Annotated in this window: 13 protein-coding genes; 11 read left to right on the top strand and 2 right to left on the bottom strand. The window is 70.8% G+C overall.

Features of this window, described 5'->3' with window-relative positions; genetic code table 11:
• Window positions 1–8 precede the first annotated feature (8 nt).
• From ACIOC1_RS33265 to ACIOC1_RS33245, 5 genes are all read left to right on the top strand, one after another.
• Entirely contained in the window at window positions 9–707 is a 699-nt protein-coding gene (locus ACIOC1_RS33265; protein ID WP_401314522.1) for an urease accessory protein UreF, read from the top strand.
• Window positions 708–787: 80 nt separating this feature from the next.
• Window positions 788–1,417: an urease accessory protein UreG gene (gene ureG / locus ACIOC1_RS33260; RefSeq protein WP_355349715.1), complete on the top strand. Its 630-nt coding sequence runs from the start codon at window positions 788–790 to the stop codon at window positions 1,415–1,417.
• On the top strand, window positions 1,414–2,478 hold the full coding sequence (locus ACIOC1_RS33255; protein WP_401858011.1) for an urease accessory protein UreD: 1,065 nt from the start codon (window positions 1,414–1,416) through the stop codon (window positions 2,476–2,478). Before ureG ends, ACIOC1_RS33255 begins: the two co-directional genes overlap by 4 nt.
• A gap of 79 nt (window positions 2,479–2,557) precedes the next feature.
• A complete protein-coding gene (locus ACIOC1_RS33250) occupies window positions 2,558–3,913 on the top strand; it encodes an ammonium transporter (RefSeq protein ID WP_391164221.1) in 1,356 nt (451 codons plus the stop codon).
• A gap of 79 nt (window positions 3,914–3,992) precedes the next feature.
• Window positions 3,993–5,324 carry an ammonium transporter gene (locus tag ACIOC1_RS33245; RefSeq protein WP_401858008.1) on the top strand — a complete coding sequence of 444 codons (1,332 nt, stop codon included), beginning with the start codon at window positions 3,993–3,995 and terminating at the stop codon, window positions 5,322–5,324.
• Between the two features lie 137 nt (window positions 5,325–5,461).
• Here ACIOC1_RS33245 and ACIOC1_RS33240 read toward each other — a convergent pair whose 3' ends face one another.
• The gene (locus ACIOC1_RS33240) at window positions 5,462–5,668 is read right to left on the bottom strand and encodes a cold-shock protein (RefSeq protein ID WP_188280047.1); all 207 of its coding nucleotides are present in this window, start codon (window positions 5,666–5,668) and stop codon (window positions 5,462–5,464) included.
• Window positions 5,669–5,975: 307 nt separating this feature from the next.
• Here ACIOC1_RS33240 and ACIOC1_RS33235 point away from each other — a divergent pair, with 307 nt between their 5' ends.
• Complete coding sequence (locus ACIOC1_RS33235) at window positions 5,976–8,297, top strand: FUSC family protein (RefSeq protein WP_401858005.1); 2,322 nt, start codon at window positions 5,976–5,978, stop codon at window positions 8,295–8,297.
• 85 nt (window positions 8,298–8,382) lie between these two features.
• Here ACIOC1_RS33235 and ACIOC1_RS33230 read toward each other — a convergent pair whose 3' ends face one another.
• A complete protein-coding gene (locus tag ACIOC1_RS33230) occupies window positions 8,383–10,257 on the bottom strand; it encodes an arabinofuranosidase catalytic domain-containing protein (protein WP_401858003.1) in 1,875 nt (624 codons plus the stop codon).
• 293 nt (window positions 10,258–10,550) lie between these two features.
• Between ACIOC1_RS33230 and ACIOC1_RS33225 the strand changes: the two genes are divergently transcribed.
• From ACIOC1_RS33225 to ACIOC1_RS33205, 5 genes are all read left to right on the top strand, one after another.
• Window positions 10,551–11,594, top strand: coding sequence for a LacI family DNA-binding transcriptional regulator (locus ACIOC1_RS33225; RefSeq protein ID WP_355349695.1), 1,044 nt, complete (start codon window positions 10,551–10,553; stop codon window positions 11,592–11,594).
• Window positions 11,595–11,900: 306 nt separating this feature from the next.
• Window positions 11,901–13,181 (top strand): ABC transporter substrate-binding protein, encoded by a 1,281-nt coding sequence (locus ACIOC1_RS33220; RefSeq protein WP_401858000.1) that lies wholly within the window; start codon window positions 11,901–11,903, stop codon window positions 13,179–13,181.
• 5 nt (window positions 13,182–13,186) lie between these two features.
• Window positions 13,187–14,104, top strand: coding sequence for a carbohydrate ABC transporter permease (locus ACIOC1_RS33215; RefSeq protein ID WP_401857997.1), 918 nt, complete (start codon window positions 13,187–13,189; stop codon window positions 14,102–14,104).
• Window positions 14,094–15,029 (top strand): carbohydrate ABC transporter permease, encoded by a 936-nt coding sequence (locus tag ACIOC1_RS33210; RefSeq protein WP_401857994.1) that lies wholly within the window; start codon window positions 14,094–14,096, stop codon window positions 15,027–15,029. Before ACIOC1_RS33215 ends, ACIOC1_RS33210 begins: the two co-directional genes overlap by 11 nt.
• A gap of 152 nt (window positions 15,030–15,181) precedes the next feature.
• The gene (locus ACIOC1_RS33205) at window positions 15,182–16,690 is read left to right on the top strand and encodes an alpha-N-arabinofuranosidase (RefSeq protein WP_401857991.1); all 1,509 of its coding nucleotides are present in this window, start codon (window positions 15,182–15,184) and stop codon (window positions 16,688–16,690) included.
• Window positions 16,691–16,926 lie beyond the last annotated feature (236 nt).

Raw genomic sequence — 16,926 nt, 5'->3', positions numbered from 1 at the left:
ACTCCGTCATGGGGCGGCCGGGGCGGCTGGGGGCGCTGCTGGTCAGCCTCCAGCTGACCGACTCGGCCTTCCCCAGCGGCTTCTACACCCTCTCGCACAGCCTGGAGGGCTTCGCCCAGGCCAAGGCCGTGACGGCGGCCGACGTGCCGGGGCTGCTCGCCGATCTGCTGCGCCACGGGATCGGTCCCTGCGACGCCACCGCCCTGGTGCTCACGCACCGGGCGGTGTGCGCGGGGGACTGGGACCTGGTCGCGCGGGTCGACCAGCGGTTGCACGCGGCCAAGCTCAACCGCGAGACGCGGGTGGCCTCCACCCGCGTCGGGCGCCAACTCCTCGACATCGCGGGCACCGTGATCGGCGGACCCGTCCTGGAGCGCTACGCGGCGCTCGTGGCGGGCGGCGGTGCGCCGGGGGCGCAGGCGGCGGTCGCGGGCGCCGTGTACGCCGCCGCCGGGGTGGACGCGGAACAGGCGGTGACCGGCGACCTGTTCGCGCTCGCCGTCAGCTTCGTCGGCGCGGCGCTCCGGCTGCGCCTGACCGACCACGTACGGGCCCAGGTCGTCCTGCGGGCGACGGCGCCGGTGATCGAGGAGGTCGTCGGGCGGGCCCTCACCGCGGAGTTGGCCGACCTCGGGGGCTGCGTACCGATGGCCGACGTCATGTCGGGCCGCCACGAACGCGCGCAGGCCCGGCTGTTCATGACCTGACGATCCGTCATGTCATTACTCCGGCCGCACGGCCGGACCCCACCACGACACACACATTCAGCGACGGAAGGCAGCACCCCATGCACAACGAACGCCACGTCCTGCGCGTCGGCATCGCGGGCCCGGTGGGATCGGGCAAGACGGCGTTGATCGAGGCCCTGGTGCCGATCCTCACCAGCCGCGGGCACCGGCCCGCCGTCGTCACCAACGACATCTACACCCAGGAGGACGCCCAGCACGTCCGGCGGACCCTGGAAGGCGTGCTCGACCCCGAGCGGGTGGTGGGCGTGGAGACCGGAGCGTGCCCCCACACGGCGGTGCGCGACGACCCGACGATGAACCTGGCGGCGGGCGCGGAGCTGCTGGACCGTTTCCCCGACGTGGACACGCTGCTCTTCGAGTCCGGCGGCGACAACCTCACCCTCACCTTCAGCCCGGTCCTGGTCGACCTCTTCCTGTTCGTGCTGGACACCGCCGAGGGCGAGAAGATGCCCCGCAAGCGCGGTCCCGGCATCACCGAGTCGGACCTGCTGGTCATCAACAAGATCGACATCGCCCAGTACGTGCGGTGCGACCTGTCGGTGATGGAGGCCGACGCGCACCGGGTACGCGACGGCGCGCCGGTCATCCTCACCAACTGCCTGAGCGGGCAGGGTCTTGAGGAGATCGCCACCTTCCTGGAGACGTACCGCAAGGTCGCCGCCGTATGAGCCTCACCGGCGCCGCTCGTGCCCGGGCGCCGCGGCAAGCGCCGTCGCCGGCCGTACGGGTGGCCGAACCGGACGGCCCCGAGCACCCGGTGCGTACCAAGGGCTCCGACGACCGGGCCGCCGCGCCGTCGCGCCCCGCCCGGCTGGACCCGGCGCACTACGAGCCCGCGCGCGTCCCCCGGGAGGTCCGCAGGCACGCGGCCGTGCCCGACACCCTGCCGGTCGGTCACGCGGGCAAGGTCGGGTTGCTGGAGCTGACCTTCGAGCGCCGCGCCGAACGGACGGAACTGACCGGCCACTTCCAGAAGACCCCGCTCCAGATCATGCGGCCGCTCTACTACGACCCGGCCAGGCCCGACCTGCCCATCACACAGGTGATGTCGACCGGCGGCGGCATCCTGCAAGGCGACCGGCTCCGTATCGACGTCACCTGCGGACCGGGCGCGGCCACCCACCTCACCACGCAGACGGCCACCAGGGTCCACCGCATGGAGTTCGACTACGCGACCCAGCAGGTCGCCGTCGACGCCGGAGCCGACTCCTACGTCGAGTACCTGCCGGACCCGACGATCCCCTACGCCGGGGCCCGTTACTACCAGCGCACCACCGTCACCGCCGACGCCACCGCGACCGTCCTGGCCGCCGAGACGCTCTACGCGGGCCGCCTGGCGCGCGACGAGCGCCACGCCTACGAGGTCTTCGCCTCCGACGTCGAGATCCGGCGTCCCGACGGCGCGCTCCTCGCCGTGGACGCCATGCGGCTCGAACCCCGCGCTGCCCCGGTGACCGGCCTGGCCGTCCTCGGCGGCCACGACATCGTGTCCACCTTCTACGTCGTCACCGCGCGCGCACCGGCCGCGGCCGTCGCCGACACCCTGCACGAGGCCCTCGCCGACAGCCCGGCGCTCTTCGGCGTGAGCGTGCTGCCCGGCGACAGCGGGGCCTGGCTGCGGCTGCTCACCGACGACCCGCGGACCGCCGCGAGCGCGCTGCGTCTCGCGTGGGACGCCGTACGCAGGCTGCTGATCGGCGTACCCGCGCCCGCGATGCGCAAGCCCTGACCCCCGCACGCCCCGCCGACGACGACAACGGCGCCGACCTCGACCGACCGCCGTACGTTCACAGGAGTTCCCCTTGCTCATGGCCGCCACCGCCAACACGGGCGACACCGCCTGGCTCCTGGCGAGCACCGCGATGGTGCTGCTGATGACACCCGGCCTCGCCTTCTTCTACGGCGGCATGGTCCGCACCCAGCACGTGCTGGTGATGCTCAAGATGAGCTTCGTCTGCCTGGCCCTGGTGACCGTGCTGTGGCTGGCGGTCGGCTACACCCTCGCCTTCGGCCCCGACCTCGGCGCGGGCCTGCTCGGCAACCTCGACCACGCCTTCCTGCGCGGCGTCACCATGACCGACCTGCACGGCAGCGTCCCCACGCTGCTGTTCTCCTGCTTCCAGATGTCGTTCGCCATCATCACCGTCGCGCTGATCAGCGGTTCCATCGCGGGCCGCGCCACCATGCGCGGCTGGCTGGTCTTCGTGGCCGCCTGGACCCTGCTGGTCTACGTACCGCTGGCGCACTGGGTGTTCGCCCCCGACGGCTGGGTGTCCGCGCATCTGAAGGCGCTGGACTTCGCGGGCGGTCTCGTCGTCGAACTCAACTCCGGCGCGGCGGGCCTGGCCGCGGCCATCGTGCTGCGCAAGCGCAAGGACTTCGAGCGCCAGCCGGTGCGCCCGCACAATCTGCCGCTGGTCGTGATCGGCCTGGCCCTGCTGTGGTTCGGCTGGTTCGGCTTCAACGCGGGATCCGCGCTGCACGTGGCGGGCGCCGCGCCCACCGCCTTCCTCAACACCCAACTCGCCGCCTGCGCGGCCATGATCGGCTGGCCGCTGATCGAGAAGTGGCGGCTGGGCAGCGTGGACATGCTCGGCGTCACCTCCGCGGCCGTCGCGGGCATGGTCGCCATCACGCCGTCCTGCGGTGAGGTGTCGCCGCTGGGCGCGGTGTGCATCGGCTTCGCCGCGGGTGTGGTGTGCGCCTTCGCCATCAACCTCAAGTTCAAGATCGGCGTGGACGACACCCTGGACGTGGTCGGCGTGCACGGCTGGGGCGGCATCGTCGGCACGGTGTCCATCGGCCTGTTCGCCACCTCCGCGATGAGCGGGCGCGAGGGCCTGTTCTACGGCGGCGGTCTCGATCTGCTCTGGCGCCAGATCGTCGCCGTGCTGGCCTGCGGCTCGTTCTCCTTCGTCGTCACCTGGCTCATCGCCCAGGCCGTCAACCGCACGGTCGGCTTCCGTACCGAGGCGGAGTACGAGGACGTGCCGGGCCGGGACGAGGAGATCGCGTACGACAACGCGACGCTGGACGAGGTCAGGGCCCGGCTGGACGAGCCGCGCCACCCGGCGCGGGTGGGCGCCCCGGCGGCCCCGGACGACGACATGGCCCGCGTCAACAAGATCCTCGACGTCCTGGAACGACGCGAGCGCGACCGATGACCGCGCCCGCGTACCCCTCCGCAGCCGTACTCGTACCCGAATCAGCGGCCACGCCCGGCCGTCCGTGTGAGGACCTGTCATGAACCAGCACTTCGACTCCGGCAACACCGCCTGGCTGATGATGGCCACGGCCATGGTCCTGCTGATGGCCCCGGGACTCGCGTTCTTCTACGGCGGCATGGTCAGGACCAGTCAGATCATCGCCATGCTCAAGATGTGCTTCGCCTGCGTCGCCGTCGTCACGCTGATCTGGTGGGCGGTCGGCTATTCGCTCGCCTTCGGCCCCGACGCCGAGGGGCTGGGCATGATCGGCACCCTCGACCACGCCTTCCTGCGCGACATCTCCCTCAACAGCGCGACCGGTGACGTGCCCACCGTGATCCACTCCGTCTTCCACATGAGCTTCGCCATCGTCACCGTGGCCCTGATCAGCGGATCGGTGGCCGGGCGCGCCACGATGCGCGGCTGGACAGCCTTCGTCTGCGCCTGGACGCTGCTGGTGTACGTGCCCATGGCGCACTGGGTGTTCGACAGCGACGGCTGGGTCGCCAAGGAGGTCGGCGCCGTCGACTTCTCCGGCGGCACCGTGGTCGAACTCAGCTCGGGCGCCGCGGGTCTCGCGCTGGCCATCGTCGCGGGCAAGCGCGAGGACTTCGAGCGCCAGCCGATCCGTCCGCACAATCTGCCGCTGGTCGTGATCGGCCTGGCCCTGATGTGGTTCGGCTGGTTCGGCTTCAACGCCGGTTCCTATCTGAACGGGCCCGCCAGCACCACCATGGCGTTCGTGAACACCCAGTTCGCCGCGGGCGCGGCCATGATCGGCTGGGCCGCGACCAGCTACTGGCACAACCGGCGCGTCACCCTGCTCGACATCTCCATGGGCGCGGTCACCGGCCTGGTGTCCATGACGCCGCTGGCCGCCGGGGTCAGCCCGGTATGGGCCACCGTCATCGGCTTCCTCGCCGGGCTGACCTGCGCCTTCGCGGTGAGCTGGAAGTACCGGCTCGGCGTGGACGACACCCTGGATGTCGTCGGCATCCACGGCTGGGGCGGCCTGTTCGGCATGCTGATGGCCGGCCTGGCCGCGACCGGCGCGGTCACCGGCAAGAAGGGCCTGTTCTACGGCGGCTCGTGGGGGCTGCTCGGCGACCAGCTCGTCGCCGTCCTCGTCCTGGGACTGTTCTCCTTCACCATGACCGCCGTCATCGGCAAGGTCGTCGACAAGACCGTCGGGCTGCGCCAGCCCGGCGGCATCGTGGAGCACGAGCAGGCGTACGACACGGACGTCGCCAGCCAACTCCAGGACGTCACCGACACGTTGCGCGGTCCCGCCGCCCCGACGGACGACAACGACCCCAGTCATCTCATCGCCCAACTGCGCGCTCTGCTCGCCTCCCACGAGCGGAACTGACCTTCGTACGGACCGCCGCGCGGGGGCCGGACCCGAGGCATCGCATTGGATGCGTCACAAACGTGGCGGTCGCCCGCAAACGGACGGGTCCGGGCCCGCCATGACGGCGGACCCGGACCCGGAGGACCGTGTGCGGCTCAGCCCGCGCGGACGATGTTCTCCGCCTGCGGACCCTTCTGGCCCTGGGTGACGTCGAAGGTGACGGGCTCGCCTTCGGTCAGCTCCCGGTATCCGTTGCCCTGGATGTTGGAGTAGTGGGCGAAGACATCGGGGCCTCCGCCTTCCTGGGCGATGAACCCGAAGCCCTTCTCGGAGTTGAACCACTTCACCGTGCCGTTGGCCATGCGTGTGAGTCCTCTGCGTCTGTGGTCTGCACCGGTCGCGGAACCTGGTGGATCCGCGGCCTGTGGACGCCCGCCTACGGGCACCCGCAGCCGTACGTACCCCATCGCGGCGCGCCGCATGCACGCCGATCGCGCGGATGACCGCGGAGGGCGAACATGCGCCGCGCCGCGGCCGGAAACCGGCCCTCGACCGACCCGTCATCCGGAGCAACACTGACCCGTCCGGGGGTGGGTGGTCGCACCGGCCGGGCACGCTCGTGGGATGCTGGGGCGGGATCCGATCTTGACGAGGGAACGCGGCGGCACGATGAGAACGGCACGGAGGATCCGCCACAGGGTCTGGGACCGCTACTCGGCCTCCGACCCCGGCCTGCTGCGGCTGATGGCGGGACTGCGGACGGTCGGCTCGATCGGTCTCGCCCTGCTGATCCTGTCCCTGCTGCACATCTCCGTGACCCATATGGTCGCGGGCGCCATGGCCGCCATGGTCTCCACCTTCGCCATCCGCGAGAAGCGGGTATGCGACCAGGCCGTCACGCTCGCCCTCGGGCTGCCCACCGCCTTCGCCTCGGTGTCGCTCGGCGCACTGCTCAACCCGCACATCGTCATCGGCGACCTCGCCTTCATCCTGCTGATCTTCGGCGCCGCCTACGCCCGCCGCTTCGGCGAACGCGGCACCGCGCTCGGCATGATCGGCTTCCAGATCTACTTCCTCTCCCTGTTCGTCCACGCCACCGGCGCCGGCCTGCCGTCGCTCTACCTCTCGCTGGCCGTCGCCTTCGGGTGCAGCGCCGTCATGCGCTTCGCGCTCGTCCCCGAGACCCCGGAACGCACCCTGGGGCGGCTGCGCCAGGCGTTCCGGGCCAGAACCGCCCAGCTCGTCGCCACCCAGATCGACCTCCTCGAAGCCGACTCCGACCGGCTGGAGGGCGTCATCGGCGACCTGCGCAAGGACGTCGCCCGGCTGCACGAGGCCGCCCTGATGATCCAGAGCGCGCTGGAGGTGGGCACCGACGACGAGGCCACCGCCGCCCTGCTGCAACGCCGGGTCGCGGACGCCGAGATCGCCGTCGAACGCCTCGGCCTGCTGTTGCTCACCGCCCGCAGCGCCGAACGCGCCGACACCCTGACGCTCCACCTGCCGAACGCGCCGCTGCCCGCACCCGCGCGCCGCACCGACGACGAGGACGACGCGCTGCGCAAGCTGCGCGCCGAGCTGCGGGCGCTGCACCTGCTGGTGACCCGGCTCGGCACCGACGACCCCGGCACCGCCGTCACCCAGGTGCGCAACCGCCTGCTGGCCTACCGCGACGACGAGAATCTGCCGCGCGCCTCGCTCGCCGTCCAGGACGCCTTCCGCGGCATCGGCGAGGCCGCGCGCGCCGTCCTCGGCCTGCGGCTGGCGCTCGACGGGCCGGGCGACGAGTCCGACGACACACCCGAGACGATCCGCTCCCGCGAGGAGTTCGAGGCCGAGGACCTGGCGCTGGCGGGGGAGGGCGAGAGCGAGCAGGACCGTACCGGCCTCAAGCGCCGCACGACCCGCGCCGCCGTCCAGGTCTCCGCGGGGTCCGCGCTGGCCATCCTCGGCGGCGAGTTCCTGTCCACGCAGCGCTGGTACTGGGCGGTCCTGACCTGCTGGGTGGTCTTCCTCAACACCTCCTCGACCGGCGAGATCCTGGTCAAGGGCTACCGGCGGCTGATCGGCACGGTGTGCGGCGTGGTGGCCGGTGTGCTGCTCGCCGGGGCCGTCGGCAACCACACCTGGACGGCGTTCACCCTCGTCCTGGTGCTGATCTTCGCGATGTTCTTCACCGCCCCGGTGTCGTACGCGCTGATGTCGTTCTTCGTCACCGCGATGCTCGGCCTGCTCTACAGCCTGCTGCACACGTACAGCGTCTCGGTGCTCGTACTGCGCATCGAGGAGACCGCGCTCGGCGCCGCCTGCGGGGTCATCGCGGCCGTGCTGATCTTCCCGGTCCACACCGATCTGCGCACCGACGAGCAACTGGTCACCGTCCTGGCCAAGCTCCGCGACGTGGCCACCGCCGCCGTCGCCCAGCTCAGCGGCGGCCCGGCCGTCGACCTGCTGGACCTGGCCCGCGAACTGGACACCGCGCTGGACGACCTGCGCCGCTCCACGCACCCGCTGACCCACCCGATCACCCCGCTGCGGGGCCGCAGGCGCACCGCCCGCTATCTGGTCGCCCTGCTGGAGACCTGCGCCTACCACGCGCGCTCGCTCGCGGCGACCGCCGAACTGGTCCCGTACAGCAAGAGCATCGCCGCCGACCCCCGGCTGACGGCCGTCGGCGTACGCCTGGAGCACAACCTCGACGTGCTCATCGCCCATGTGGAGGAGATCAAGGACGACAAGGGCGGGAAGGGCAGGGCCAAGGACGGTACGACGGCAGCGGACGGGACGGCGCAGGGCGCGATCCGGACCGAGCCCAGCATCGCCTCCATGCTGGAGGGCACCGGCTCCGCCGTACCGCGCTCGGGCTCCGTCACCTTCCGCGTGCTGCGCCACCTCCAGCGGCTGGACGAGGGCGTGGCGGGTCTGGCCCGGCCGCTCGGCGTCACGGTCGAGACGCCGGCCGGCAGGACCGGCAGCCGCCGGGCGGCCTGAATCGGTCGCGCGTGAGCCTTGGCAGCCAGGGCCCGGTGGTACGGGGCTCACGCTCCCGCACCACCGGGCCTCGGCGGCGCCGCGGTCAGTTCAGGGCGAACTTCTGCGCGGCCGTGCCGTTGCAGTCGTGGATCCGCAGGCGGGCGCCGTTGGCCGTGGCGCCGTCCGGGGAGTCCAGGCAGCGCCCGGACTGCGGATTGAGCAGCGATCCGTCGGACCGCTGAACCCACACCTGGCCGCCCACCGCGGTGTCGCAGTCGTACAGCTCCACCAACGAGTCCTGCGCGGTGCCGTTGCCCGCGATGTCCAGGCAGCGGCCGAGCGTGGTGAGCCGGTTCGTGGACGTGTGCACCCAGTGCTGGTCGCGGGCGTAGGACTGGCAGTCCCACAACTGCGCCGCGGACAGATTGCCGCCGATGTCATCGCCCGTGATGTCCAGGCACTTCGCGCCGGGCCCGGCGATCATCGATCCGCCGTTGACGGTGAAGACCTGGGCGGCCGTGCCGTTGCAGTCGTGGATCTGGAGGCGGGTGCCGTTGGCGGTCGCGCCGTCGGTGGCGTCCAGGCAGCGGCCGGACTGCGGGTTGAACAGCGAGCCGTCGGCCCGCTGCACCCACTTCTGCCCGCCGACCCCGTTGCAGTCCCAGAGTTCGACCTGCGTGTTGTTCGCGGTGCCGTTGCCGTTGATGTCCATGCAGCGGCCCAGCGTCCGCAGCGAACTGTCGGGCTCGTGCACCCAGTGCTGATCTGCGGCGCCGCTCTGGCAGTCCCAGAGCTGGACGGCGGCGCCCTTGCTCGCGACGTCGTCCCCGGTCACGTCCACGCACTTCCCGCCGGGCGCGGCGACCGTCGCCGGAGCGACCCCGGCCGTGTCGCCCGCGTAGCCGGCCGCCACGACGTTCGCCTGTACGGCGTTGTCCGCCGCGTCGGTGGGATAGCCGGAGGTCATGACGCCCTCGAAGAACGACCCGACCGCGCGGTTGCTGTTGTCGCCGCCGGTGCCGAGCACGATGGAGCCCTCCTGCCTCATCGGCGCGTAGCCCGGTGGCAGCGCGCCGTTCCACCAGGTCGTGAGCCCGCCGGACTGCGAATTCCCGCCCTTGAGAGCGAAGGACGTCTGGCCGTTGTTCTTCAGCACGGCCGTGACGAAGGGGCTCGCATTGCCGCCGTTGACGCTGTGGGCGTTGGTGTCCGCCTGGAAGATGCCGTTCTCCAGGTCGGCCTGCACCCACGGACCGTCGCCGGAACAGGGGCTGCACGCGCGGGCCAACGACATGTTGAGCGCGTCCATGTGACCGGCGCCCGTGTCGTTCGGGATCGCCTCGACATTGCCGAAGTCGAAGCAGCAGTCGCGGTTGACATGGGTGCCGCTGGTCACCATGTACATCCCCTCGGCCTGCCCGTTGACGGCGACACCCGAGCCGACGGCATGGCGGTACCCGACGCCCGGCGGCACATAGACGCCGTAGACGGAGTGCCCCGCCACCGTGACGTGCAGCGCGTTCGCCAGGGCGCCGACATCGGCGGCCCCGGCGGTGCCCGAACCCTCGATGGTCAGGTCGTTGTGGCGCGGCGACTGGTCGTAGATCTTGGTGATGACGCACACCGCGCCGTTGCAGAAGGCGTTCTGCGCACCGGCGTTCGCGTAGCCGCCGGTCCCGGTCGGCCCGATGTCGAGGGAGGCGTCGTCCCGCACGCGGGTGACCTGGTACAGGCCGCCGTTGTACGAGCCGTACAGCGCCCTGACCGTACTGAAGGCGCCCACGCAGGGGGTGCCCGCGTTGCCGTAGATGTCGCACGGCTGGTTCGCGGCGGCGTGCGCGGGACCGGTGACGCCGACCAGCAGGCCGAGGGTCAGGGTCAAGGTCGCGCCCAGGGCGAGCAGGACGCCGCGTAAGCGCCTCAACAGGTGGCGTGCGGATGGTCGGTGGTCGCGAGCGGTCGTCGTCGAAGCGGTCATCGTCGACCTTTCTCCGTGGGGGGATGGCACGGAACACGGTGAGAGATGCGAACTGCTCATACGATTCAGCGACTTCGAAGCTAGAGGCGTCTCGTAGTGCCCGTCAACCCTCGGAACCTGCGGTCATACGCCCGGACAATCTTGTCCCGAAGGCTTGACGAGCGGTTCGGCGTCACTTAGCGTCCGAGGCGCTGAATCGTTAGAGCAACCCTTGGCGCACCACATCCGGCCGGTATCTTCCCGACGGTGGTTGCCTGCTTCAGGCGGTGGCTTCTTGCTGAGAGGGGTGCCATATGGCGTCGGCGGACAAGCGCGCCACCGTCACGCTCAAGGACGTCGCGACGGCGGTCGGGATCTCGCAGAGCGCCGCCTCGATGGCGCTGTCGAACCATCCGCGGATCAGCGAGACGACCAAGGAGGCGGTACGGGCCGCCTCGGCCAAGCTCGGCTACGTCCCGAACTCCGCGGGGCGGGCGCTGCGGGCGGGCCGTTCGACCTCCATCGCGGTCGTCGTGCCCAACACCGGTCAGCACGTCTTCGGCCACCCCTACTTCATGCACCTGCTGGTGGGGGTGACCGCGGAGGCCAACACCCGCGACGCCGCGCTCATGGTGTCGACCAACCCCGACGAGACCCACGGCGTCGCGGCGTACGAGCGGGTGCTGCGCTCGCAGGCCGCGTCAGGGGCGATCGTCGCCTCGGCCTCCATCAGCGACCCCAACGTCAACCGCATGGTGGACTCCGCGCTGCCGGTGGTCCTCATCGGGCGGTTCGTCCACCTGCCGCACGCGGTGAGCGTCGGGGTGGACGAGATCGCGGGCGCCGCGGCCATCACCCGCCACCTGGTGGAGGACCACGGGCTGACCCGTATCGCCCACATCAGCGGACCGCTCAACCACCAGACCGCGGTGGACCGTTACGAGGGCTTCCGCACCGCGCTCGCCGATTCGGGACGGCCCTGCACCCACACCCTGGCCGTCGGCGACTTCAGCGAGGAGTCCGGCAGGCTCGCCGCACGGCAGGTGCTGGACAGCATGTCCGACGTCCAGGCGATCTTCGCCGCCAATGACGAGATGGCCTACGGCGCGATGCTGGAGATCCGCTCCCGCGGGCTGCGCATACCGCAGGACATCGCGCTCGCCGGATACGACGACTTCGGCGTCTCCCGGCTCACCACGCCGGGGATCACCACCGTCCACGTCCCCGCCGAATCGCTCGGCCAGAAGGCCGCGGCCATCCTCTTCGACCTGGTGGACGGGACCGCACCCGACCCGGTCCACACCGTGCTGCCGTTCGACCTCGTGATCCGGGAGTCCTGCGGAAGCCACCCCGGCTGAGCGACCGCCCCGCCCAGCCACCGGCGACGGCCGAAGGCCAACGCCGTACCCAACACCCCCGCCCGGACGGGCGGGCCGTACCCAACACCCCCGCCCGGACGGGCGGTTCACGCCCAGGACCGGCGGCACGCGCCCGGTGACGGGCGGTTCACACCCGCACGCGGCTGACGCACGCCCGCGGACGGGTGAATGACGCCCGGAGACGGGCGGTGCGCGCCCCCGGACGGGCGGTGCGCAGAAGGAGACAGCCACATCGACCCTCCGACCCCGCAGCGACGGGGCACCGAACGGAATGGAACGATCGGTATGTACGTCAGATTCGGGAGAACGGCCGCGGCACTCGCCGCCGCCACCACGGTCTCACTCCTCCTCGCCGGCTGCGGCGACAACGGCGCGGGCGGCGGTACCTCCGACGGCGTGGTCAAGCTGACCATGCTCACCGGCTTCACCGGCCCCGACGCCCCCTCGTACCAGGCGCTGATCAAGGAGTTCAACGCCGGCCACCCCAAGATCCAGGTCACGATGACGGCCGAACCCTGGGCCACCATCGGTCAGAAGCTGCCCGCCTCCTGGGCCACCGGCCAGGGCCCCGACCTGGCGACCCCCAGCTCCGACCCGGGCGCGATCTTCACCTACATCAAGACCAACTCGGTGCTGCCGCTCGACCCCGCGGTCGGCGCCGGCACCGGACAGATCGACTCCGCCGCCTTCCCCGCCGCCGTGAAGTCCGCCTTCACCGTCGACGGCAAGCTCTACGCGGTACCCGCCAACATGGCCACGCTCGTGCTCTATTACAACAAGGCGATGTTCGCCGCCGCGGGCATCAGCCGGCCGCCCGCCACCGAGGACGAGTTCATCGCCGACGCCAAGAAGCTCACCAAGGGATCGGGCGGCAAGCCCAGCCAGTACGGCCTCTCGCTCGCCGACAACAACACGATCCAGATGTGGCCGATCCTCCAGTGGATGAGCGGCGGCGACATCGTCGGCCCCGACAACTGCGCCGTCGTCAACAGCCCCGCCAGCGTCCAGGCGCTGACCCGCTGGAGCCGTCTGGTCAGCCAGGACCACATCAGCCCGGTCGGCCAGGCGGGCGCGGACGCCGACACGCTGTTCTCCGCCAAGAAGGCCGCGATGGAGATCAACGGCCCGTGGGCCGCCGCGGGCTTCACGTCCGCGGGCGTCGACCTCGGCATCGCCCAGGTCCCGGTCGGCTCCGCGGGCCCGGTGACACTGGCCTCGACGGTCCCGCTGATGATCGCCCGCACCTCCAAGCACCAGGCCGAGGCCAAGGAATTCCTCGCCTGGTACACCGGCAAGGCCGCCCAGACGCAGTTCTCGAAGGTCTCCGGCTTCCCGCCCGCCCGCACCGACCTCGGCGGCGCCGTCAACGGCGATCCCACCGTCGCGCAGTTCGCCGCCGCGCTGCCGCACGCCAAGCTCTACCTCGCGGGCCAGCAGAACTCGACCCGCATCGACAGCGACGTCTACGTCCCGCTGATCCAGAAGATCGAACGCGGCGCCGACGTCCAGTCCGCCGCCGACTCGGCCGCCAAGGCGATCAATTCGCTCACCGGCTGCAAGAAGTAGCCCTCATGTCGAGCACACCCTTCCCCTCCGCCGGGAAGCCCGCACCCGTACGGCGGCGCAGGCCCCGTATCAACAGCGCCTATCTGTTCATCCTGCCGAGCGTCCTGCTCATCGGGGTGTTCATCGCGGAGCCGATCGTCCAGTCCGGCTGGATGAGCCTGCACGACTGGACCGTCGGCGAGGCCCGCCATAAATTCGTGGGTCTCGACAACTACACGGCGCTCTACCACGATTCGCGGTTCTGGAACGCGCTGCGCGTCACGGTGATCTACACCGCCGCCGTCTCCGTCGGACAAGTGCTGATCGCGCTGGCCATCGCCTCCCGGCTGCGCAGGACGACCTGGTATTCGGCGCTGCTGCGCACCGCGTATTTCTTCCCTTTCATCGCCTCGCTCGTGGTGAGCGGCATCGTCTGGAAATTCCTGCTCGACCCGCAGGTCGGCCTGGTCGACGCCTGGCTCTCCGGAATCGGCGTCACGCCTCCCGAATGGCTGCAATCCACCTCGCTGGCGCTGCCCACCGTCATTGTCGTGGGCATCTGGAAGAACGTCGGATTCACCATGATCGTGCTGCTCGCCGGTATGCAGCAGATCCCGCCCGACCTGTACGAGGCGGCGGCGCTCGACGGCGCGGGCGCGTGGCAGCGATTCCGCCATGTGACCCTGCCCGCGCTGCGCCCGGCACTGCTGTTCACCACGCTGATCGCCACGGTCACCGGGCTGCAACTGTTCGACCTGGTCTTTTCCATGACCAGCGGCGGCCCGATCTTCCACACGGAATCCGTCGTGATGTACCTGTACCAGAAGGGTTTCGTGGAATTCCAGATGGGCTACGCCAGCGCCGTCGCCTGGATTCTCTTCGTGATCATCCTGGCGATCTCCGCACTCCAACTGCGTCTGTCGAGGTTCCGCGATGCCGACTGACACACTCCGGCCGCGCCCCGCCAAGGGCGGCGCGAGCCCGTACGGGAACGGCCCCCGGCCGACCGGGCCGGTACGCCTGTGGCCCGCGGCCAAGGTCGCCGTCCGGTACGGCGCCAAGTGCGGCACGGTCCTGTCCTGGGCGGCCGTCACCGTCGGCGCGGTCGCGATGATCATCCCGTTCGTCTGGATGCTCGGCGTCGCCTTCAGGACCAACGCCGACCTGTACGCCGACCCCGCCCGGCTGATCCCGCGGGACTGGACCCTGCACGGCGTCCGCGCGGTGCTCGGCCAACTCCCGTTCGGCAAGCTCGTGCTCAACACGTTCGTCTTCGCGGGCGGCACGACCGTGCTCCTGCTGCTGTTCGACTCGATGACCGCGTTCGCGCTGGCCAGGCTGCGCTTCCGCGGTAAGAACGTGGTGTTCCTGCTGATCCTGGCCACGCTGATGGTGCCTTTCCAGGTCACCCTCGTGCCGGTCTTCCTGACGCTGTTCCACCTCGGCTGGCTCAATTCGTACCAGGGCCTGATCATTCCCCGCGCGACCAGCGCGCTGGGCATCTTCCTGCTCCGCCAGTTCTTCATGCAGTTGCCGCGCGAACTGGACGACGCGGCCAGGATCGACGGGGCCAACGACTTCACGGTCTACTGGCAGATCATCCTGCCCAACGCCAAACCGGCCCTCGCCTCGCTGTTCATCATCCAGTTCGCCGCGCTGTGGAACGACTTCCTGTGGCCGCTGGTCGTGACGAACAACGTCGACATGCAGACGCTGCCCGCGGCCCTGACGCTGTTCTCCAGTCAGTCAGGTGTGGACCACGCCGCGCTCATGGCGGGCGCCGCGATCTCCCTGAGTCCCCTGGCCATCGCCTTCCTCGTCCTCCAGCGCTTCTTCGTGCGGGGCGTCGCGACCACGGGAATCAAATAGCGCCGCGCGGCCGATTCCCGCCGCCTTTCCGCGCCCGCGGCCGCCCCGCCATCCCCCCGCCATCCCCCCCGCCACGCCGTACTGCTCCCTCCGCCTGCTCTTTTCCGCCATGCCCATTTCGCTGAGACATCACAGAGAAACCGGAGACCGGAGTGCTCACCTGCACCGCGACCATCGACCCCGCCTTCGTCATCGCCCCGGTTCCGCCGCGCCTGTTCGGCTCCTTCGTCGAACACATGGGCCGCTGCGTCTACGGAGGCATATACGAACCCGGCCACCCCGAGTCGGACGCCGACGGCCTGCGGCTCGACGTCATCAAGCTCACCCGTGAACTCGGCGTGAGCGCCGTCCGCTACCCCGGCGGCAACTTCGTGTCCGGCTACCGCTGGGAGGACGGCGTCGGCCCCCGCGACGAGCGCCAGGTCGCCCTCGACCTGGCCTGGCGCTCGCTCGAACCCAACACCTTCGGGCTCAACGAGTTCATGGCCTGGGCCAGACAGACCGACGTCGAACCGATCATGGCCGTCAACCTCGGCACCCGCGGCGTCGAGGACGCCTGCAATCTGCTCGAATACGCCAACTTCCCCGGCGGCACCCGCTACTCCGACCTGCGCATCGCCCACGGGGTCCGCGAACCGCACCGCGTCAAGACCTGGTGCCTGGGCAACGAGATGGACGGCCCCTGGCAGGTCGGCCAGAAGACCGGCACCGAGTACGGCCGCCTGGCCGCCGAGACCGGGAAGGCCATGCGCCGGATCGACCCGTCGGTCGAGCTCGTCGCCTGCGGCAGCTCCAACGAACGGATGCCGACCTTCGGCTCCTGGGAGGCCGACGTCCTGGACGAGGCGTACGACGTGGTCGACTACATCTCGCTGCACGCGTACTTCGAGCAGCACGGCGACGACCGCGTGGGCTTCCTCGCCTCCGCGCAGGTCATGGACACCTTCATCGAGGGGGTCGTCGCCACCTGCGACCACATCGCCGCCAAGAAGCGCTCCCGCCGCAAGCTCCAGCTCTCCTTCGACGAGTGGAATCTCTGGTACGAGAGCCGGTTCGAGGGCCAGGACAACCTCGAATGGGCCCGGGCGCCCCGGCTGATCGAGGACGAGTACACCGTCGAGGACGCCGTCGTCCTCGGCAACCTCCTGATGAGCCTGCTCCGGCACAGCGACCGGGTGACCATCGCCTGCCTCGCGCAGCTCGTCAACGTCATCGCGCCCATCCGCACCGAACCCGACACCGGGGCCTGGCGGCAGACCATCTTCTACCCCTTCGCCCTCACCGCCCGGCACGCCCGCGGCGAGGTCCTGCGCGTCGAGCCGGACTCACCCGTCCTGCACTCCACGACGCTCGGAGACGTCGCCGCCGTCGACGTCACCGCCACCCGCGACCCCGAGACCGGCGAGATGACGATCTTCGCCGTCAACCGGGACGACACCCAGGCGGCCACCTTGAGGCTGCGGATGGCCGGCGCCGAGCACGACGTGGTCGAACACGTCGTCCTCGGCGGCCAGGACCTGCTCGCCACGAATTCCAGGACGGCACCCGGCCGCGTCGAGCCGCGCTCCAGCACCCGGCACTTCGTGGACGCCAACGGTCTGTCCGCCGAGCTTCCGCCGGTCTCCTGGACGATGATCCGGACGGCGCCGATCACGAGCTGATCCACCGGACTCTCTGCCTCCTGCCCCGCGCCGCCCGTACCCCGGAGCCGTTTCGACCCGTAGGCCGGATATGCCGCGGGGGGGGGGGCCCCCCCGGGGGCCCCCCCCCCGGCCCCCCCCCCCGGGGGGGGGGGGGGGCCCCCCCCCCCCCCCCAAAAAAAACCCCCCACCCCCCCCCCCCCCCCCCCCCCCCCCGGCCCCCGGGGGGGGGCCCGCCCCCCCCCCCCCCCCGCCCG

It is taken from the genome of Streptomyces sp. NPDC088197 (assembly GCF_044741185.1).
Classification (GTDB): Bacteria; Actinomycetota; Actinomycetes; order Streptomycetales; family Streptomycetaceae; genus Actinacidiphila.
This window is presented reverse-complemented; position numbering and strand designations above follow the sequence as displayed.